Annotated in this window: 17 protein-coding genes and 1 pseudogene; 12 read left to right on the top strand and 6 right to left on the bottom strand. The window is 61.4% G+C overall.

Features of this window, described 5'->3' with window-relative positions; all coding sequences use genetic code 11:
• The first annotated feature begins 105 nt into the window (after positions 1-105).
• From KI235_RS07870 to KI235_RS07860, 3 genes and pseudogenes are all read left to right on the top strand, one after another.
• On the top strand, positions 106-1,464 hold the full coding sequence (locus tag KI235_RS07870; protein WP_003198989.1) for a TolC family outer membrane protein: 1,359 nt from the start codon (positions 106-108) through the stop codon (positions 1,462-1,464).
• 30 nt (positions 1,465-1,494) lie between these two features.
• A pseudogene (locus KI235_RS07865) lies at positions 1,495-3,653 on the top strand (type I secretion system permease/ATPase).
• Between the two features lie 218 nt (positions 3,654-3,871).
• Positions 3,872-5,236 carry an HlyD family type I secretion periplasmic adaptor subunit gene (locus KI235_RS07860; RefSeq protein ID WP_003198985.1) on the top strand — a complete coding sequence of 455 codons (1,365 nt, stop codon included), beginning with the start codon at positions 3,872-3,874 and terminating at the stop codon, positions 5,234-5,236.
• Between the two features lie 149 nt (positions 5,237-5,385).
• Here the strand turns inward: KI235_RS07860 and KI235_RS07855 are convergent, their stop codons facing one another.
• Both KI235_RS07855 and KI235_RS07850 read right to left on the bottom strand, forming a co-directional pair.
• Positions 5,386-5,982 carry a DTW domain-containing protein gene (locus tag KI235_RS07855; protein ID WP_003198983.1) on the bottom strand — a complete coding sequence of 199 codons (597 nt, stop codon included), beginning with the start codon at positions 5,980-5,982 and terminating at the stop codon, positions 5,386-5,388.
• Between the two features lie 2 nt (positions 5,983-5,984).
• The gene (locus KI235_RS07850) at positions 5,985-6,878 is read right to left on the bottom strand and encodes a LysR family transcriptional regulator (RefSeq protein ID WP_003184133.1); all 894 of its coding nucleotides are present in this window, start codon (positions 6,876-6,878) and stop codon (positions 5,985-5,987) included.
• 298 nt (positions 6,879-7,176) lie between these two features.
• Between KI235_RS07850 and speB the strand changes: the two genes are divergently transcribed.
• From speB to KI235_RS07825, 5 genes are all read left to right on the top strand, one after another.
• A complete protein-coding gene (speB, locus tag KI235_RS07845; protein WP_003198979.1) occupies positions 7,177-8,127 on the top strand; it encodes an agmatinase in 951 nt (316 codons plus the stop codon).
• 9 nt (positions 8,128-8,136) lie between these two features.
• A complete protein-coding gene (locus tag KI235_RS07840) occupies positions 8,137-8,544 on the top strand; it encodes a nuclear transport factor 2 family protein (RefSeq protein ID WP_013692515.1) in 408 nt (135 codons plus the stop codon).
• Positions 8,545-8,593: 49 nt separating this feature from the next.
• Positions 8,594-10,108 carry a cytosine permease gene (locus KI235_RS07835; RefSeq protein WP_223522968.1) on the top strand — a complete coding sequence of 505 codons (1,515 nt, stop codon included), beginning with the start codon at positions 8,594-8,596 and terminating at the stop codon, positions 10,106-10,108.
• A gap of 186 nt (positions 10,109-10,294) precedes the next feature.
• Positions 10,295-11,683 (top strand): sodium:solute symporter, encoded by a 1,389-nt coding sequence (locus KI235_RS07830; RefSeq protein ID WP_003198973.1) that lies wholly within the window; start codon positions 10,295-10,297, stop codon positions 11,681-11,683.
• Positions 11,684-11,993: 310 nt separating this feature from the next.
• On the top strand, positions 11,994-12,956 hold the full coding sequence (locus KI235_RS07825; protein WP_013692479.1) for an IS110 family transposase: 963 nt from the start codon (positions 11,994-11,996) through the stop codon (positions 12,954-12,956).
• A 102-nt stretch (positions 12,957-13,058) separates the two neighbouring features.
• Here KI235_RS07825 and KI235_RS30610 read toward each other — a convergent pair whose 3' ends face one another.
• Positions 13,059-13,187: a PA1414 family protein gene (locus tag KI235_RS30610; protein WP_003198971.1), complete on the bottom strand. Its 129-nt coding sequence runs from the start codon at positions 13,185-13,187 to the stop codon at positions 13,059-13,061.
• A 139-nt stretch (positions 13,188-13,326) separates the two neighbouring features.
• A complete protein-coding gene (locus KI235_RS07820; protein WP_003198970.1) occupies positions 13,327-14,220 on the bottom strand; it encodes a LysR family transcriptional regulator in 894 nt (297 codons plus the stop codon).
• A 103-nt stretch (positions 14,221-14,323) separates the two neighbouring features.
• Here KI235_RS07820 and KI235_RS07815 point away from each other — a divergent pair, with 103 nt between their 5' ends.
• Positions 14,324-15,496 (top strand): MFS transporter, encoded by a 1,173-nt coding sequence (locus KI235_RS07815; protein WP_212795629.1) that lies wholly within the window; start codon positions 14,324-14,326, stop codon positions 15,494-15,496.
• On the opposite strand, the gene KI235_RS07810 is transcribed toward KI235_RS07815, so the two are convergent.
• Entirely contained in the window at positions 15,497-16,951 is a 1,455-nt protein-coding gene (locus tag KI235_RS07810; protein WP_013692513.1) for an NCS1 family nucleobase:cation symporter-1, read from the bottom strand. It lies immediately after the preceding gene.
• A 398-nt stretch (positions 16,952-17,349) separates the two neighbouring features.
• The gene (locus KI235_RS07805; RefSeq protein ID WP_013692512.1) at positions 17,350-18,186 is read right to left on the bottom strand and encodes a S1-like domain-containing RNA-binding protein; all 837 of its coding nucleotides are present in this window, start codon (positions 18,184-18,186) and stop codon (positions 17,350-17,352) included.
• 339 nt (positions 18,187-18,525) lie between these two features.
• On the opposite strand from KI235_RS07805, the gene KI235_RS07800 reads away from it, so the two are divergent.
• The 3 genes from KI235_RS07800 (at position 18,526) to KI235_RS07790 (ending at position 20,574) form a co-directional block, all read left to right on the top strand.
• Positions 18,526-18,714 carry a hypothetical protein gene (locus KI235_RS07800; RefSeq protein ID WP_018607615.1) on the top strand — a complete coding sequence of 63 codons (189 nt, stop codon included), beginning with the start codon at positions 18,526-18,528 and terminating at the stop codon, positions 18,712-18,714.
• Positions 18,715-18,909: 195 nt separating this feature from the next.
• Entirely contained in the window at positions 18,910-19,626 is a 717-nt protein-coding gene (locus tag KI235_RS07795) for a TorF family putative porin (protein WP_212795628.1), read from the top strand.
• A gap of 81 nt (positions 19,627-19,707) precedes the next feature.
• A complete protein-coding gene (locus KI235_RS07790) occupies positions 19,708-20,574 on the top strand; it encodes a DUF6279 family lipoprotein (protein WP_212795627.1) in 867 nt (288 codons plus the stop codon).
• The last annotated feature ends 83 nt before the right edge of the window (positions 20,575-20,657 follow it).

Here is a 20,657-nt window from a genome sequence, read left to right as displayed (position 1 = left end):
GGATGTTCTTAGCTGTGTTGTTACAAGGTTGAAACGGTTTTGATCTTAAACACGTCAATATTTTGGCGACAAGCGAAGCACTACGGACCTCAGGAGATGCACCCCATGCGCGTTCTAACCCCCCTCTGCAGCGCGGTTTTGCTGGCCATGGCCTGCTCCTCTCAGGCGCAGGCCATGTCCTTGACCGAAGCGATCCAGAGCACCATTGCCACTCACCCTGAGCTGGCACAACGGGTGGACAGCCGTCTGTCGGCCAATGAAGACGTCAAGGTCGCCCGAGGGGGCTTTTTCCCGTCGGTGGATTTGAATGCCGGTTACGGTCGTGGCTATAGCGACAACACCAACACCCGGGCCTTGGGCAATCACCACACCAATATCCTGACCTACACCCAATCGGAGCTGCGCCTGCGACAGATGATCTTCGACGGGTTCAACACCGCCAATGAAGTGGAACGCACCCAGGGCGTGGTCAACTCCCGGGCCTATTACGCCCAGGGCACCGCCCAGGATCTGGCGCTGCGCACCATCGAGGTCTACCTGGAAGTGCTCAAGCGTCGCGAACTGGTGACCCTGGCCAAGAACAACCTGCAAGCGCACCTGCGGGTCAACGACCAGATCGGCCTGCGCACCCAGCGCGGGGTGGGCAGTACGGCCGACTCCGACCAGTCCAACGCCCGTCGGGCCCTGGCGGAAAACAACTACGACACCGCCCAGGTCGACCTGGCCGACGCCGAGACGAACTTCTACAGCGTGGTCGGGCGCATGCCCGATGAACTGGAAACGCCGCCCTCGACCAAAGGCGAACTGCCTGCCGACCTGCGCGAAGCCCAGCAAAGCATGGTGGATAACAACCCGTACCTGAAATCGGCCCAGGCCGACATACAGTCCGCCGAGAGCCAGTACGAAGTGGCGAAGTCGCCGTTCTACCCGCGCTTCGACGCCGAGGCGGCGGTGGGCGCCAATAACAACATCGGTGGTGAAGAAGGCCACGACAACAACTGGCGGGTCGGCGTGGTGATGAACTACAACCTGTTCCGCGGTGGCAGCGACAAGGCGCGGCTGGCGTCCAATGCTCACCAGATCAACCAGGCCATGGATATCCGCAACAATGCCCTGCGCCAGCTCAACGAAGACACGCGCCTGGCCTGGAACGCGATGCTCAACGCCCGTAAACAGACCCCCACCGCCCGCGAATACGCCGAAACCACTTCCCGCGTGCGCGCCGCCTACCAGGATCAGTTCGGTCTCGGCCAGCGGACCTTGCTCGACGTGCTCGACAGCGAAAACGAGCTGTACAACGCCAACCGTCGCTACACCGAGGTGCGCTACACCGAGGAGTACTCGATGTACCGGGTACTGGCGAACATGGGCCTGCTGCTGCACAAACAACGGATCGTGCTACCGGCCGATGCGGTCGCGCAGACCGAAGTCAAGAACCAGGCTCGGCTGCCGGAACTGAAGTAGCCCCCTCCAAAAAAAATGGGAGCGAACAATGTGACCAGCATGGAACCCGCAACCCTTGGCGCCGATCCGCGCCTGAATTTCGATGATCCCTTGCTGGACGGTCTGTTGATCCTCTGCAAACTCCATGGTGCGACGGTCAGCCGCGCCAGCCTCAGCGCCGGGCTTCCTATGGCGCACCAACGCTTGAGCCTGGACCTGCTGCCACGCGCAGCGGCCCGGGCAAGCTTGCAGGCGCGACTGTTGCGTCGTGAGCTGGCGGATATCTCGCCCCTGAACCTGCCAGTGATGCTGATCCTGGCGGGGGCCGCTGTGCGGTACTCAGGCGCTGGGGCGAGGATGGCAAGGCGCTGATCCTGCCCAGCGAAGCCGACGGCGGCGAGCAGTGGGTCAGCCGCGAGGAACTGAACCTCGACTACAGTGGCCAGGCCTTGTTCGCCCGGCCGCGCCATGAACTCGAAGACCTGCGCGCGCCCCTGGTGCCGCGGGTCGAGGCGTGGTTTCGCGACACCTTGAAACTGTCGCGCTGGCTGTACAGCGACGCGATCCTGGCGAGTTTCCTGATTAACCTGCTGGGCCTGATGGTGCCGCTGTTCGTCATGCAGACCTACGACCGCGTGGTGCCGAACCAGGCCACGTCGACCTTGTGGGTGCTGGCCGTGGGGTTGTTGATCGGCACCGGCTTCGAACTGGTGTTACGGGTAGTGCGCGCCCATCTGCTGGACACCGCCGGCAAGAAAACCGACGTGATTCTCTCCGCCACCCTGTTCGAGCGCATCACCGGCATGGCGATGAAGGCCAAGCCAGTGACCATCGGCGGCTTCGCCCAGAGCATCCACGACTTCCAGGGCCTGCGCGAATTCCTCACGGCAGTGACCCTCACCAGCCTGATCGACCTGCCCTTCGCCCTGCTGATGCTGGTGGTGATCGGCCTGCTGGGTGGCTGGCTGGTGGTGATTCCGGTGGTGGCGTTTCCAATCACCATTGTCTTCGCAATGATCATCCAGGCGCGCCTGCGCGACACCGTGGAAAAAAGCCTGGCCCTGGGCGCCCAGCGCCAGGCACTGCTGATCGAAACCCTCGGCGGCCTGGAAACCCTCAAGGCCTGCAGCGCCGAGAGCGAGCGCCAGCATCAGTGGGAAAGCACCCACGGCGCCCTCACCCGCCTGGACAGCCATGCGCGCAATCTGTCGGCACTGGCGACCAACGGCACGTTGTTCCTGCAACAACTGGCGGGCATGGCGACCATCGTCGCCGGGGTCTACAGCATCATCGCCGGCAACCTCAGCGTCGGCGCGCTGGTGGCGACCTACATGCTCGGCAGCCGAGTACTGGCGCCGCTGGGGCAGATCGCCGGGCTGATCACCCGTTACCAGCAAGCCCAGCTCACCATGCGCAGCACCGATGCCTTGATGGCGCTGCCCCAGGAACGCGATGCCAAACAACGGCCGTTGGATCGCACCCAGTTGCAGGGCGCGCTGGACGTCAGTGGCGTGACCTTCCACTACAACGGCCAGAGCACTCCGGCGCTGGCCAATATCAGCTTCAGCCTCAAGCCCGGCGAACGGGTCGGGATCATCGGCCGCAGTGGCTCGGGCAAGAGCACCCTGGCGCGCCTGGTGATGGGTTTCTACGCGCCGGAGGAAGGCCAGTTGCTGCTCGACGGCCTGGACCTGCGGCAACTGGACGTCGCCGACCTGCGCCAACAGATCGGCTACGTCGCCCATGACCTGCCGCTGCTGGCCGGTAGCCTGCGGGACAATCTCACCTTGGGCGCCCGCTACATCAGCGACGCGCGCATGCTGGAAGTGGCGGAACTGACCGGTGTCACCGAACTGGCGCGCCAACATCCCCAAGGTTTCGACCGCCCGGTGGGCGAGCGCGGGCAACTGCTCTCCGGCGGCCAACGCCAGGCCGTGCTACTGGCCCGGGCCTTGCTGCTCGACCCGCCGATCCTGCTGCTGGACGAACCCACCAGCGCCATGGACAACAGCAGCGAAGACGTCTTGCGGCAAAAGCTGCATACCCATGTACAGGGCAAGACCGTGCTGCTGGTCACCCACCGCACCTCGATGCTGAGCCTGGTGGACCGCCTGGTGGTGCTGGATAACGGCCGGATCGTGGCCGATGGCCCGAAAGAGGCGGTGATCGATGCGCTGCGCAAGGGCCGGGTGGGCTCCGCGGCGGTATAGAAACAACACCGCAACCTGTGGGAGCAAGGTTTGTGTGGGAACAGGTTTGTGTGGGAGCAAGGCTTGCCCGCGATGAAGCCGATGCGGTCTCACTGGAACCGAGGCGCCTGTATCGCGGGCAAGCCTTGCTCCCACAAAAGCCTTGCTCCCACAGATAACCCTCTCAAGCCACAGGTATGTGTTTGGCTTTATTTTCTCTCACTGACGGGTACCGCCCCATGTCTGCTCAAACACCGGATTCAGCCGCCCGAAGCTACTTCGGCAGTTTCAGCAAAAGCGCCGAAAGCGAGTTCATGCCGGAAACCGCTGGCGCCACGCTGCAGGATTCGCCCCGCCGCTCGCGCGTTACCGTGTGGCTGGCCGCCGGGTTGATCATCACTGGGCTGGTGTGGGCGAAGTTCGCGGTGTTGCAGGAAGTCACCACCGGCGAAGGCAAGGCGATTCCGTCGAGCAAGATCCAGGTGATCCAGAACCTGGAGGGCGGCATCGTCACTGAGATTTTCGTCCGTGAAGGCCAGATGGTGAACAAGGGCGACACCCTGCTGCGCCTGGACGACACGCGTTTCCTGTCGAACAAGGGCGAGAGCGAGGCCGACCGCTATGCCTTGACCGCCCAGGTCGAGCGCCTGTCGGCCGAGGCCGAGGGCCGGCCGTTCAAGCTTTCAACCGAGGTGATCGCCAAGGCCCCGCAAGTGGCCGAGGACGAGCGTTCACTGTACGAACAACGGCAACGGCGCCTGGCCAGCGAACAACGCACCCTGACCGAACAGCTGCGGCAGAAGACTCAGGAACTGGCAGAGTTTCGCTCCAAGCAAGGCCAGTTCAGCTCCGCCCTGGCCTTGCTGCAAGAAGAAATGAACATGTCTGCCCCGCTGGTGCGCACCGGGGCGGTATCACCGGTGGAGATCCTGCGGCTCAAACGCAGCGCGGTGGAAATCCGCGGTTCGCTCAACGCCACCACCCTGGCCATTCCCCGGGCGGAATCGGCGATCAACGAGATCAAAAGCAAGATCGACGAATCGGAGCAGACCTTTCGCTCCGAGGCAGCCAAGGACCTCAACGAGAAGCGCACCGAACTGTCGAAAATCACCGCCTCGAGCATCGCCATCGACGACCGCGTGACCCGCACCACCGTAGTCTCGCCGGTGCATGGGGTGATCAAGCAACTGAAGGTCAACACCATCGGCGGTGTGGTGCAGCCAGGTAACGACATGGTGGAAATCGTGCCCCTGGAAGACAACCTGCTGATCGAAGCCAAGGTCCGCCCTCAGGACGTGGCGTTCCTGCACCCGGGCCAGAAAGCCATGGTCAAATTCAGCGCCTACGACTACACGATCTATGGCGGGCTGAGCGCCAAACTCGAACTGATCGGCGCCGACACCATTACCGACGACAAGGGCAACAGCTTCTACCTGATCCAGGTGCGCACCGACAAAAACCACTTGGGCGGGGATACCAAACCGTTGCTGATCATTCCGGGGATGGTGGCGACGGTGGACATCATTACCGGGGAGAAAAGTGTCCTGGATTACTTGCTAAAACCGGTGTTGAAGGCGCGGACCGAGGCAATGCGCGAGCGGTAGGTTCCAGCTGGGCTCTTCTCTGGTCATGAGGCCGCCATCGCGAGCAAGCTCGCTCCCACATTGGATCTGTGGCGACCACAAATCTTGTGTGCACTGAAGATCAACTGTGGGAGCGAGCTTGCTCGCGATGGCGTCAGCGAGGACAACCATTATTTCCCAGCATGGTTACGCCGAAAAACCTCCTCCCCCATCGCCGCTATCTGCCCCTCGATCAACGCCTCGAACGGCCTCAGCAACCCCTCGAAGCTCGCCGGCGCCTCAAGCACCTGCAACGCCTGGACAATCGCTTCCACCGTCGACAACGCTCCCGGCCCCGGTGCCTTGCGCAAACGATAACGAGACACCCCGCCCTCGGCCAACGTCACCCTCGGCAACGCCGCCAGCAGCGGGTTGAGGTGCAGCAGCTTGCGCGCCTTGCGCCAGGTGCCGTCGGGCACGACCAGCAGCAACGGCTCATCGCAGGGCGCATAGGCTTGCAGCGGTCGCGCATCGTCAGCCGGAAACAACAACTGCGCCTGATAACCCGGCTGATTGAGCAACCTGGGCAAATCCTCGAACACCTCGCCCACGATCAGTTCAGCGTTGTTAAGCCCCAACGCCGCCAAGCGGGCGGTGTTCAAGGCATGGTTCACTTCGCTGGGATGCTGCAACAGCAAGACGCGGGTGCGGCTGTCGAGGCTGGGGATCAACGGGCACAGACAGTGGCTTTGCGGTCGTTGACAGCGCGGGCATTGAGTTCTGGACATGATCAGGCCTGATTCAGTTGAGCTTTGAGCAAATCGCGGAAGGTCTGGATCAGCGGCTCGCGGCTGCGGCCACGGCGCACGATCATCGAAAACGGTGCCTGATAGCCGAAGGTCGCCGGCAGCAGCACGCGCAAGTCGCCCTTGTCGACCCAAGCCTGGGCGTAGTGTTCAGGCAGGTAACCGACGTAGGCCCCGGACAACACCAGGATCAACTGCGCCTCCATGCTCTCCACCGTCGCCGCGCTGTGCTTGAAGCCATGGCGAGCCAGTTCGGCCTGGCTCCAGTAACCGCGCCCGACCATGCGCTGCTGGGTGATGACCTGCTCGGGGATGCGCCGCTCGTTGAACAACGGGTGACGGTTGCTGCAATACAACCAGTGCTGCTCACGGTACAGCGGCATGTAGACCAGCCCGCTCATGCGCGTGGAAAACGCACCGATGGCCAGGTCCAGGCGGTTGTCCTGTACACCGAGTTGCAACTCGTAAGGGCTCATGACCGACAGGTGCAAATGCACCGCCGGATGCTCCTGGCTGTAGGCACCGATGGCTTCGGCGAATGGCAAGGCCTTATCGCTGACGGTGGAGTCGATCACCCCCAGGTTCAAGGTGCCGCGCAGCTCCCCCTTGAGCGCGGCGGCGTACTGCTCGAACCCTTCGAGCTCGCCCAACAGGCGCAAGGTTTCCTGATGGAACAACTCGCCCTTGCTGGTCAGGCTGAACCCGCCCCGGCCGCGATGACACAACACCAGGCCCAGGGCCGACTCAAGCTGGCTCATGTAGGTGCTGATGGCCGACGTGGACAGGTTGAGCTCGTGTTGAGCGTTGGCGAAACCCTGGTGCCGGACCACGCTGACGAAAATGCGCAGCAGTTTCAGGTCGGGTAGAGCGTTGGCCATTGGGGGTGTCTCCATACAGACGGGTCACTGCAAACTTTGTGGCGAGGGGATTTATCTGCGGGAGCAAAGCTTGCTCGCGATACAGGCGCCTCGGTTCTAGAGGAAACCGCATGAACTTCATCGCGGGCAAGCCTTGCTCCCACAGTGTTGCTTCAACAGATCAATCGCGAGTCTATCGCCCCACCCCGCATTAGTTTAGAAAAATCTGAACTAAGTATTTGCCCCCAGCGATTCTTCCCATCCCAGGCTTTTCGCAGAATCGGCCCCTGATAAATAAAACAACGATGAGGCCCTACCCGTGGACAAGATTCTTCACCAACCACTGGGCGGCAACGAAATGCCGCGCTTCGGCGGCATCGCCACCATGATGCGACTCCCCCATTTGCAAACCGCTGCCGGCCTGGACGCTGCGTTCGTTGGCGTGCCGCTGGACATCGGCACCTCCCTGCGCGCCGGCACCCGTTTCGGGCCGCGGGAGATCCGCGCCGAATCGGTGATGATCCGCCCCTACAACATGGCCACTGGCGCCGCGCCGTTCGACTCGCTGTCGGTGGCCGACATCGGCGACGTGCCGATCAACACCTTCAACCTGCTGGACGCGGTGCGGATCATCGAGGAGTCGTACCACAAGATCCTCGAACACAACGTCATCCCCCTGACCCTGGGTGGCGACCACACCATCACCCTGCCAATCCTGCGGGCCATCCACAAGAAACACGGCAAGGTCGGCCTGGTGCACATCGACGCCCACGCCGATGTGAACGACCACATGTTCGGCGAGAAGATCGCCCACGGCACCACCTTCCGCCGCGCCGTGGAAGAAGGCCTGCTCGATTGCGACCGCGTGGTGCAGATCGGCCTGCGGGCCCAGGGTTACACCGCCGATGATTTCAACTGGAGCCGCAACCAGGGTTTCCGCGTGGTCCAGGCCGAAGAGTGCTGGCACAAATCCCTCGCCCCGCTGATGGCCGAAGTGCGTGAAAAAGTCGGCGGCGGCCCGGTGTACCTGAGCTTTGATATCGACGGCATCGACCCGGCCTGGGCCCCTGGCACCGGCACCCCGGAAATCGGCGGCCTGACCACCATCCAGGCGATCGAAATCGTCCGTGGCTGCCAGGGCCTCGACCTGGTCGGTTGCGATCTGGTAGAAGTCTCGCCGCCGTACGACACCACCGGCAACACCTCGCTGCTGGGCGCCAACCTGCTGTACGAGATGCTCTGCGTACTGCCTGGCGTGGTTCATCGCTGAGGTGCGCCCATGAACGAACAGGACCAGGTGCTCCAGGCCGCCGCAAATTTGGTGTCGGCCTTCGCCCGCAATGACCGCGACGCCTACTTCGGCGCGTTCACCACCGATGCGAGTTTCGTGTTCTACACCCTCGAACAGCCCCTGCTATCGCGCGATGCCTACCAGGCGTTGTGGGATCGCTGGCGGTCCGAGGATGGCTTCGAGGTGCTCAATTGCACCTCGAGCAACGCCTTTGTCAGCCTGCAAGGGGACGTGGCGATTTTCATCCATGACGTGGCCACCGAGTTGCGCATGCAAGGGGAGCTTCACTTTAGCCAGGAGCGCGAAACCATTGTGTTTCGCCAAGAACAACAAGGCCTATGGCTGGCCTGCCACGAACATTTGTCCGCAATGCCGGAAGGGCTGCCAATCCCTTAGCAACAGGTGACGCCCGCACACGACGGGCGCGCCTTTATGATCGGAGCAGATCATGCATAACAATAACGACAACAGCCTTACGCAAATTGAAACCTTCGGGGTCGAACAGATCCCGGACCACGAACGAACCGCCGGCCCAAGCGACCTGTTTCGCCTGATCTTCGGCGGCGCCAACACCTTCGCCACCGCCGTGCTCGGCAGTTTCCCAGTGCTGTTCGGCCTGTCATTCCAGGCCGGGGTCTGGGCCATTGTGCTGGGCGTCCTGGTGGGTTCGATCATCCTTGCGCCCATGGGCCTGTTCGGCCCGCTCAACGGTACCAACAACGCGGTGTCTTCCGGTGCGCACTTCGGCGTGCACGGGCGAATCGTCGGCTCGTTCCTCTCGTTGCTGACCGCCATCGCGTTCTTCTCGCTGTCGGTGTGGAGTTCGGGGGACGCGTTGATCGGCGGCGCCAAGCGGCTGATCGGCGTGCCAGAGACCGACCTGAGCCTGGGCCTGGCCTACGGCCTGTTCGCCCTGCTGGTCTTGACGGTGTGCATCTACGGCTTCCGCTTCATGCTGTGGGTCAATCGCATCGCCGTATGGGCCGCCAGCCTGCTGTTTTTGCTGGGCGTCCTGGCTTTCGCACCGACCTTCGACAGCCAGTTCGCCGGCACCGTCAGCCTCGGCCAGCCGGGCTTCTGGGCGGCGTTCATCGGCGCGGCGCTGGTAGCCATGAGCAACCCGATTTCCTTCGGTGCGTTCCTGGGTGACTGGTCGCGCTACATCCCTCGCAACACGCCCAAGCGCCGCATCATGCTGGCCGTGATCGCTGCGCAGCTGGCGACGTTGATCCCGTTCCTGTTCGGCCTCGCCACCGCCACCATCGTGGCGATCAAGGCACCGGACTACATCGCGGCCAACAACTACGTGGGCGGCTTGCTGGCGGTTTCGCCGAGCTGGTTCTTCCTGCCGGTGTGCCTGATCGCGGTGATCGGCGGCATGTCCACCGGCACCACATCGCTGTATGGCACCGGCCTGGACATGTCCAGCGTGTTTCCACGGGTGCTGTCGCGGGTCAAGGCGACGCTGCTGATCGGCGTGCTGTCGATTGCGTTCATCTTCATCGGCCGCTTCGCGGCGAACCTGGTGCAGAGCGTCTCGACCTTCGCCGTGCTGATCATCACCTGCACCACGCCGTGGATGGTGATCATGATCATCGGCCTGCTGGTACGCCGCGGCTTCTACTGCCCGGATGACCTGCAAGTGTTCACTCGCGGCGAAACCGGCGGGCGCTACTGGTTCAGCCACGGCTGGAACTGGCGCGGCCTGGGGGCATGGATCCCCAGCGCGCTGGTTGGGTTGTGCTTCGTCAACCTGCCGGGGCAGTTCGTCGGGCCGCTGGGGGAACTGGCTGGCGGGATCGACATCAGCCTGCCGGTGACCCTGGGCCTGGCCTCGGTGGTGTACCTGGTACTGCTGAGCCTGTTTCCAGAGCCGGCGGCGGTGTATGGGCCAGGGGATCCGCGGAGCAAGGACGCTTCGGTGCCTATCGATAAACCCGCCCTCAGGCAAACCGCCTGATCCGAGCAAACGAAATCCCTGTGTTGCTCGTTCCCACGCACTGCGTAGGAATGCATCCAGTGACGCTCTGCGTCATGCAGGGACGCGGAGCATCCCGGGCGGCATTTCCACGCAGAGCGTGGGAACGATCAGTGCACTGTTTCGCCCCGACTTCACTACAAAAAAGACAATCGGAGACACGCCACCATGGCTTTGGACTTAATCGTCGTTCTTCTCTACGCCACTGGCATGATCGCCCTCGGCTGGTACGGCATGCGCCGCGCCAAAACCCGTGACGACTACCTGGTCGCCGGGCGCAATCTCGGCCCGGGCTTTTATCTGGGCACCATGGCCGCCACCGTGCTGGGCGGTGCGTCCACCATTGGCACCGTGCGCCTGGGCTACGTCTACGGCATTTCCGGATTCTGGCTGTGCGGCGCCATCGGCCTGGGCATCGTCGGCCTGAGCCTGTTCCTCGCCAAGCCGTTGCTCAAGCTCAAGATCTACACCGTGACCCAGGTGCTGGAGCGCCGCTACAACCCGGCCGCGCGCCAGGCCAGTGCGTTGATCATGCTGGTTTATGCGCTGATGATCGGCGCCACCTCGACCATCGCCATCGGCACCGTGATGCAGGTGCTGTTCGGCTTGCCGTTCTGGGTGTCGATCCTGGTGGGCGGTGGCGTGGTGGTGCTGTATTCCACTATCGGCGGCATGTGGTCGCTGACCCTCACCGACATCGTGCAATTTCTGATCATGACCGTTGGCCTGGTGTTCCTGCTGATGCCGATGTCCATCGTCGATGCCGGCGGCTGGGACGCGATGGTGGCGGCATTGCCAGCCAGCTACTTCGACTTCACCGCGATTGGCTGGGACACCATCCTCACCTACTTCCTGATCTACTTCTTCGGCATCTTCATCGGCCAGGACATCTGGCAGCGGGTGTTCACCGCTCGCAGCGAAGGCGTGGCCAAAGTGGCTGGCACCGCCGCCGGCCTGTACTGCGTGCTGTACGGCCTGGCCGGTGCGTTGATCGGCATGGCGGCCAAGGTGTTGCTGCCGGACCTGGAAAACGTCAACAACGCCTTCGCCAGCATCGTCCAGACCAGCCTGCCCAACGGCATTCGTGGATTGGTGATCGCCGCGGCCCTGGCAGCCTTGATGTCCACCGCTGCGGCAGGCCTGCTCGCCGCGTCCACCACCGTCGTCCAGGACTTGCTGCCCCGTCTGCGCCAGGGCCGTGAAAGCGGCAGCGGCGACGTCCACGAAAACCGCATCGCGACCCTGCTGATGGGGGTGGTGGTCTTGGTGATCGCCCTGGTGGTCAGTGACGTCATCAGCGCTCTGACCCTGGCCTACAACCTGTTGGTGGGCGGCATGCTGATCCCGCTGATCGGTGCCATCTACTGGAAACGCGCCACCACCGCCGGCGCGATCAGCAGCATGTCGCTGGGCTTCCTGACCGCGCTGTTCTTCATGCTCAAGGACGGCCTGGACGCCAACACGCCGATCTACTACAGCCTGAGCGTGGCGCTGGTGAGTTTTGTGCTGGTGAGCTTGTTGTCGCCACGGCCGAGCGTGGTGGCCAAGGTGGTTTGACCGACAACCCTGGGCAATGAGATCCCTGTGGGAGCGAGCTTGCTCGCGATGACGGCGGTACATTCAACATGAATGCATGCCGGTCCACCGCTATCGCGAGCAAGCTCGCTTGTATGTTTAGACTTGAAGGGGTGGGCGGGACTAAAAGCTCGATTCCGACTCTAGCCAGTACGGACCGTGGGAGACTTCTCGTCCCGCCCTTTCTACCCAAAGCGCCAATAAGGAATTCATCGGTAAACCGACGATAGAGACAAGCCAGCGCAAAGGTAGACCCCGACAAGCACCTAAACCCTAGCTCCGAGGATTCGTCATGACAATCCTTACCTCGCAGACGGTTGTTGGTATCGATATAGCCAAGGCCGAAATTGTTGTTTATCGCTCTGATCTGCAAGCCATCGACACTATCAAGAATGATCGAACAGCCCTCAAGCGCTGGCTAAAAACGTTGCCCACCCAAAGCGCTCTTGCCGTTGAAGCCACCAATATCTATCACCTGGATACCGTCGAGCTGGCTCACGCGATGGGTCATCAGGTCTATGTCGTGGATGCTTACCGGGTGAGCAACTATCGTCGCGGCATCGGCCAAAGAGCTAAGAACGATCCTTGTGATGCCCGTCTTCTGGCGCGGTATTTGACCAATGAACAGCACGAGCTGCGGCTCTGGAACCCGCCACCGAAGGCTTACACGACATTAAAAAGCCTGCTTCATCGGCGCGCGACGCTGGTCAAGAATCACGCCGGTCTTATGTTGAGCTGGGCCGACGAACCCTTGTTAAAAAAAGCGCTGATTGCTCAGCAAAAAGCGTTCAAAGAGGCGATTCAGGCCATCCAGAAGTTGCTACAAAAAGTTAGCAAAGAGTCGGGAATTGAGGCGAATATCGGCCGCTGCAAAGCCATCGAAGGCGTTGGTGAACTGGTCGCAACTGGGTTGGCGACGAGTTTTATGCGAGGTGATTTTGCGGACAGCGATGCATTTATCGCGTTTTTAGGGATGGACCTGCGGGTCGATGATTCTGGAAAAAAGAATGGTCCCCGATACCTGAGCAAAAAGGGGGATCCAGAAATACGCCGATTAGCTCATATCGCTGCAATGACGGCATGTCGCTCGCCTAGATGGAAACCGTTTTATGAGTCGTACCTGGTCAGAGGCTTCTCAAAAACCCAGGCATTGGTGGTGCTTGCTCGCAAGCTCTGCCGGGTGGCATTTGCCTTGATGAAAAATCAGAGCGAATACCAGCCGAAGCCTATGTTGCAGGGTTGCCCTGCAACATAGAATCTCCCACATTGGTTGTCTTCAGGCATAAAAAAGATCGCAGTTGCGGGCCATCTCGACTGAAATGGTCCGCAACTGCGATCTCTCCAAATCCTGGTGGGTTTACCGGCGGCGCGGTTGGCGGCGGCGTTGCTCGTCATCGGTGCGGATCGGTACCGGTTGCATCGGTGGCTCAATCAGGCCAAGCGCGACACCCAGGTCGTGAAGCCAATTCTGGATTTTCTCTTTCATCGTGGTGCCCCCTCAGGGTGGTACGAGCGGCAAATTACTGTGGCCCCTTCGCACTGATAATAGTCCGATGTTCTACGCAATGCTCGTCTCAGTTTGCAATGATCTGTTACTGAATTGATCCAAATCCACCTCCCGGAGTTCAAGCCGATTGCGCCGTCGTCATGGACGCTCGCGGCCAGGCCTGTTGTTGCAATTCAATCCAAGCGTTGAGGTTGGCCCCGACCATGCCTTTGCGCCACATCAGCCAGGTCGTGGCACTGGCAAACGGCTCGACCAACGGGTGCACCGCCACCCGCTCGCGGCCCGGCAGGCTGGCGAGCATCGACTCCGACATCAACGCCACCCCGGACCCGGCGATCACACACGCCAGCATCCCTTGGTAAGACTCGATTTCCATCGCCCGGCCCATGGTCGCGTGGTCATGGGCAAACCAGGCCTCCAACCGCATCCGGTAGGAGCAACCACGCCGGAACGTGAACACAGCGCGGCCCTGCACATCCAGCGCGCTGCGTACCGGCGCATGATCGGCCTCGGTAATCAGCACCAACCGCTCGTCGCACAACGGCACGCCATCGAGCCCCGCCAACTCCAGCGGGCCGTCCACCAACGCCGCGTCGAGCCGATTGGTGAGCAAGCCCTCGAGCAATTCGCCACTCGGCCCGGACTGCACTTGCAGGTTCACCGCCGGATACGCCCGGTGATAAGTCGCCAGCAAGTCCGGCAGATGCGTCGCCGCCGTGCTGTACATCGTGCCCAGCAGGAAGTCCCCGGCCGGCTGCCCGCCCTGCACCGCCGCATGGGCTTCGTCGTGCAAGGCGAACAGCTTGGCCGCATAGTCCAAGAGGACTTTTCCTGCCGGTGACAACTGCAAACGCTGACGCTCGCGCAGGAAAAGGTCCACGCCCAGTTGCTCTTCAAGCTGCTTGAGCCGGGTCGAAAGATTCGACGGCACCCGGTGCAGACGCTCGGCGGCCCGGGTGATGGAACCTTCCTCGGCCACGGCCTGGAAAATCCGTAATTGGCTGAACTCCACAACCTTCTCCAAAAAAGAACAAGTTACTCACTATTATTCATTTTTAATGAAAGTCAATCGGTCCTAGCCTGACGGTCATTCGCCTCGACGCTGGAGAACGACCATGTCACCTCTTATTCGCCTGCTCGGCAGTTTCATCGCGCTGATGATGGCCATGGGCATTGGCCGCTTCGCCCTTACGCCCCAGTTACCTCATTTGATCGGCGAAGGTCAGCTCGACTTGACCGCCGCCGGTCTGATTGCCGCCGCCAACTACCTGGGTTATTTCCTCGGTGCGCTGGACGCCATGTTCGCCCGCCGTCCGGAACAGGTGCGGCGACGGTTGCTCGGCGGCCTGTGGCTGTGTGTATTGCTGACCTTGGCCTCGTTCTGGGCCTGGGGTTTCTGGCCACACCTGGCATTGCGCTTTGGCACCGGCGTGGCGAGTGCCTGGGTGCTGGTGATGATCACCGCCCTGAGCCAGCCCTTGGCAGCGGCGGCGGGACGGCCACGGCTCGGCGCCCTGGTATTCGCCGGACCTGGATTGGGGATTTTTCTGACAGGCTTATTGGCTCTGGGCTCAAACCTGCTGGGCCAGACCTCCGCGACCCTGTGGCTGGTGTACGCCGGCGTGGCGCTGGCGATGCTATTGGTGATTTTGCCGATCCTGCCGCAACCCGCCGCGACCGCGACCGTTGCCGCGCCGGTTCCTTCCTCGACGAACCGTGGCATCGCTCGACTGGGTGTGGTGTACGCCCTGTATGGCGTGGGCTACATCATTCCGGCGACGTTCCTGTCGCAAATGGCCTCGGCGCAGTTCCACGGGCAATGGCTGGCGGACCTGTTCTGGCCCTGCTTCGGCCTGGCCGCCGCCACCGGTGTGTTGCTGGTCAGCCTGCGTCGCCCCAACCCGAACACCACCGGTCGCTGGCTGATCGGTACGCTCTGGCTGCAAGCCGCTGGGGTATTTGCCTGCCTGCTGGGCAGCGGCCCGGGCCTGGCGTTGGGCGTGATTCTGTGTGGCACGCCGTTCCTGGCCTGCATGCAACTGGTGATGCTGCGCTCCCGGGAACTGGCGCCCCACGCCACCCAGCGCAACGCTGGCCTGTTGACCGCCTGTTTTGCCGTGGGCCAACTCAGCGGGCCGCTGCTGGCGGCGCTGAGCAGCCATTTCAGCGGCGGCCTGCAACCGGCGCTGATCATCGCCGGCAGCGGTCTGCTGCTGGCCGGCGGCCTGTTGCTGCGGCCCGCCAGCCAGGGCGCGGCGAGGCCTTGCGCCCAGACTGCCCTGCGTTGATCAGGCCTGGCCGGCCGGGCTGAGCGATTTGTTCAGCTGCGCGGCCGGCTCGCGGCGCGCCAGAGCGAAATACAACACCCCACCAAGGAAGCAACCGGTAAACCAGGCAAAGTTGGCCATCGGTTGCAGCAGCGGCGTGAAGGTGATCGCCACGCCCATCAACGTGGCCGGAATCAACGCCTTCACCGCGGTCCAGTTGATGCCGCCACTGTAGTAATAACGCCCGCTCGGCCCGTCATTGAACAACGCATCCACGTCGATCTGCTGCTTTTTGATCAGGTAGTAATCCACCAGCAAGATCCCGAACAGCGGACCGATGAACGCCGCCAGCACGTCAAGGGTGTAGTGGATCACTTCAGGGTTATTGAACAGGTTCCACGGCGTGATGAAAATCGAGGCCACCGCGGCGATCATGCCGCCAGCGCGCCAACTGATCTTGCTGGGCGCGACGTTGGCGAAGTCGAACGCCGGGGAGACGAAGTTGGCGACAATGTTGATGCCGATGGTGGCGGTCACAAAGGCAAAGGCGCCCAGCAAGACGGCCACACTGTTGTCGATGCGCGCCACAGTGGCGATCGGGTCATGAAGCATTTCGCCGAACACCGGCAAGGTCCCGGAAACAATCACCACGGTGACCAGGGAGAACGCCAGGAAATTCACCGGCAGCCCCCAGAAATTGCCCCGGCGTACGTCAGACATGCTCCGGCAGTAACGGCTGAAATCGCCGAAGTTCAGGGTCGGACCGGAAAAGTACGACACCACCAACGCCGTCGCCACGATCACCTGGCCAAACGCCTGCCAACCAGACAGGGACTTTTCCGCCAGGGTGAAGCTGATATTGCTCCAACCGGCCTTCCACACGATCCAACCGGCCAACAGGAACATCACGGCATAGACCACCGGTCCGGCCCAGTCGATGAAACGACGGATCGATTCCATACCGGTCCAGAACACCAGCGCCTGGACAAACCACAAGCTGAGGAAACCGAACCAGCCCAGGTAGGACAAACCGGCAAAATGCGGCGTCGCGTAGGCTTCCATCGAAGGAAAAAACCGTAGCACCACAATGATCAGAGCACTGGAAGCCAGGTACGTCTGAATGCCGTACCAGGCCACGGCGATCAAGCCGCGAATGACCGCCGGAATATTCGCCCCGAACACCCCGAACGCCAGCCGACAGATCACCGGATACGGCACCGCCGCCTGCTGGCTCGGCCTGGCGACCAAGTTGGCGATCAACTGCACGATGCAGATCCCGCCGAGCAAGGCAATCAACACCTGCCAGCTCGCCAACCCCAACGCAAACAGACTGGCGGCAAACACATAGCCGCCCACACTGTGCACATCGCTCATCCAGAAGGCGAAGATGTTGTACCAATTCCATTTCTGCGGCAGCGGGCCCAAGTCCTCGTTATAGAGGCGGGGGCTGTAGCCGTTGGGCAATTGCTCGGACATTGCGGGGCTCCTTTTGAGTACCGCCGTGCCCCCGCCTCGACCTGCTCACCATACTGCGCACGGGAGCCGGCATGGTTTGTATACGCGTTGCTACGCAGAATGCGTGCCATAGCGGCGAAATGTGAGACAAACCGGGGTGTGCAGCGGCGGTTAAAGCCGAGCAAGAGCAGGCATGCGCCCACGAACAGGGCGCGGGTGCATGCTAAAGGTGCAGGTTTTTGTATACAGAGGAAAGTCGCAGCGCACCGCTATGTGGGAGCAAAGCTTGCTCGCGAAACAGGCGCCTCGGTTTCAGAAAGACCGCATCGCCTTCATCGCGGGCAAGCCTTGCTCCCACAGCTGGCCTCGCTGGCCACATAAAACACTTACTTGCCACAGATGAGTGGCTCGACTGAAGATCAGCTCAACTCGATGCGATCGGCATGAATGACAATCTGCCCATTCTTGTACAGCGCACCAATGGCCTTCTTGAAGTTGCCCTTGCTCACGCCAAACAGGCTGCTGATCAGCACCGGGTCGCTCTTGTCGCTGACCGGCAACGTGCCGTTGTTTTCACGCAACTTGGCGAGGATCTTGGCGTTCAGGCTGGTGGCGGCTTCCTGGCCCACGGGCTGCAGGCTCAGGCTGATCTTGCCGTCCGGGCGGATTTCCTTGATGAAGCCTTTTTCCTGCTTACCGGCGCGCATGAACTTGAAGATTTCGTTCTTGTGGATCAGGCCCCAGTGCTTGTTGTTGATGATCGCCTTGAACCCCATGTCGGTGGCTTCGGCGACCAGCAAATCCACTTCCTGGCCCGGCGTGTAGTTGGCCGGTGTCTTGTCCAGGTAACGATCCAGGCGCGCCGTGGCGGTGATGCGGCGAGTGTGCTTGTCGAGGTAGACGTGTACCACGCAGTACTCGCCAGCGGTCATCTGGCGCTTTTCTTCGGAGTACGGCAGCAGCAGATCCTTGGGCAGGCCCCAGTCCAGGAACACGCCGATGCTGTTGACTTCAGCCACTTTCAGGCTGGCAAATTCACCGACCTGAACTTTGGGTTTTTCCGTGGTGGCGATCAGTTTGTCGTCGCTGTCCAGATAAATAAAAACATTGAGCCAGTCTTCATCTTCGCTGGGAATATCCTTGGGGATATAACGGTTGGGCAGCAGGATTTCGCCGTCCGCACCGCCGTCCAGATATAAACCGAAGTTAGTGTGTTTAACCACTTGCAAACTGTTGTAGCGCCCGACTAAAGCCATTTCCAATACCCTCATTGCGTGGGCGGCATTCTACCCGGTTTTGCAGTGCGATTCGTGGTCACAGGCAAGGTTTGCCGGCAAGGTCCTGCACAACCGTTGATTTTCCTGGGCTTTCGCCCCAGACACGGCCATTCGTCAGGCGAACCACGGTGCGTACAGCTCGCCATCAACGCCGTATTTCGTCCACGGTTGTTATTTAAAACAGAGGCTTAGGGCAATAATTGCCGGATAATCGCTCATTATTCCCGTCACGATAGTGATAATTCAGAAGGATATTTGCCAAGCAATTGTCAAGTATTTCCTGTACGATGCCTGGCCCAATTAATTATCTACAGGTTAATGGCCGTCATGCGCGTAAAAGCATCCAACAGCAAAGCAAAGCCAGCTCCAGCCGTTGAAACCAGCGAGTCGATCAACGACCAGATCGCTGCGTTCCTCAAGTCCGGCGGCGAGATCCAGCAAATTGCCAAAGGCGTCAGCGGCCAGACATTCGGCCCGTCCAAGCAGATCAGCCTGGGCAAGAAGTAACCTGCGCGTCACCTGGTCCCAAAGCGCTTTGAGCTTCGAAGCGCTTGGACTGGAACCCTCCCCCGCCCCACCCATTTCCCATGAATCGACGAACGGCCTTCGCAGCCGAGCATTCGCCGGTATGCTTTCACCTCTCTAGCTCAAGCGTTTCAGCTTAATAACCGATCCTGCTTCCCGCTTTTCATGGAGTGAAGCATGCGTGGCCCTATTGTTGTGCTGATGATCAGCCTGTTGCCATGTTCCCTCGCCCAGGGGCAGGTATTCCAGCGCGAGCTCGGCGACTTCGACCTCAAGCTTGGCACCACGCCCAGCCGCAGCATGGCCCAGGGCCTGGTCACGCCGTCGAGCACCGGCTCGTTCCATGGTGGCCTGGACCTGAGCCACGACAGCGGCTGGTACGTCGGCCAGTGGTCACCCAGCGCCGGCCTGACACCGTCCGCCGACCTTGAAGTCGATTCCTACATGGGCTTTAAACAACCCTTCGACCAGACCCTGGGCTACGAAGTCGGCCTGATCCACTACAGCTACCCCACCGTCGATACCCTCGACAGCCAGGAGTTCTACGGTGGCCTGACCGTGCTTGGCAGCCGTTTCGGCGCGGCCCTGAGCAACGACCCGGACAAACAGAACAGCACGCTGTTTGCCGACCTGGGCGGCAACATACCGTTCGGAATTGGCATCAGCGCCAAATACACCACCCACCAGCTCAATACACCGGTCTCCGTCGAGAACGGTTATGTCGGCAGTTTCAGCGACTGGTCATTGAAAATTTCCCGCCCGTGGAAGGGCCTCGACCTGGACCTGATCTACAGCGACTCAAGCCTCAGCGGCAGCAGTTGCTCGGCATACTCCGGCCACAACAGCGAATGCGACAGCCTGCTGACCCTCAAGATGGCCCACCCTTTTTACTAAGCGTTACGCATTTAATCGGCTGAACTGCCGCGCGTCTGCGATGCTCAAACAAAGCACCTCCGCCTTCGCAAGGACTCGCTCATGCCGCGCTGGTTGACCCGCTCTGCCATGTTCATCACCCTGTTGCTGACGCTCACCGCCTGCAGCCGCATAGGCCTGGCCTACCGCAACCTCGACCTGATCATTCCCTGGACCCTCAACGATTACCTGGACATCAGAGGCGCGCAAAAAGACTGGTTCAACGAACGCCTCAAGGACCATCTGACCTGGCATTGCACCACCCAATTGCCCGGTTACCTCGACTGGCTGGATCGCCTCAAGACCATGGTACAAACCGACCAGGTAACCGACGAAGCCTTGCAACAACGCACCCAGGAAGCCGAGGCCGCCATCGCCGAAACCGCCCGGGAAATCACCCCCTCGGCCATCGAATTGCTGCAAGGCCTGAACGACGACCAAGTCGATGACATGGACGCCGCCTTCGTCAAGGACCAGCGCAAACGCCAGCAGCAGTACCTCAAGCCGACGTTGCAGGAACAGATCCAGGAACGCAGCGACCGCATGGTCAAACGCCTGGACGACTGGCTCGGCCCGCTCACCGACGCCCAGCGCCAACGGGTGACGGCCTGGTCCACCGCCCTGGGGGACCAGAACCAGCAATGGATCGCCAACCGCGCCCACTGGCAAAACCAGTTCAGCGAAGCCGTGGCCCAACGCCACAGCCCCGACTTCCCCAAGCGCATCGAACAATTGCTGGTCAACCGCGAAAGCCTCTGGACCCCCGCCTACCGCGAGGCCTTCAGCAAAACCGAAGCCCAGGCCCGCAGCCTGCTGGTGGACCTGATGGCCGAAAGCACCCCGCCCCAGCGCGAACGGCTGCTGAAGAAAATCGACGGGGTGAAGAAGGATTTCACTGATTTGAAGTGCCTGAAAGCAGCACGCTCCTAAAACCACTGAGATCCCATGTGAGAGCGAGCTTGTGTGGGAGCAAGGCTTGCCCGCGATAGCATCACCTCGGTCCATCTGATAGA

Origin of the sequence: Pseudomonas sp. St386, assembly GCF_018325865.1 — a bacterium.
In the GTDB taxonomy this organism is placed as follows: domain Bacteria; phylum Pseudomonadota; class Gammaproteobacteria; order Pseudomonadales; family Pseudomonadaceae; genus Aquipseudomonas; species Aquipseudomonas brassicacearum.
This window is presented reverse-complemented; position numbering and strand designations above follow the sequence as displayed.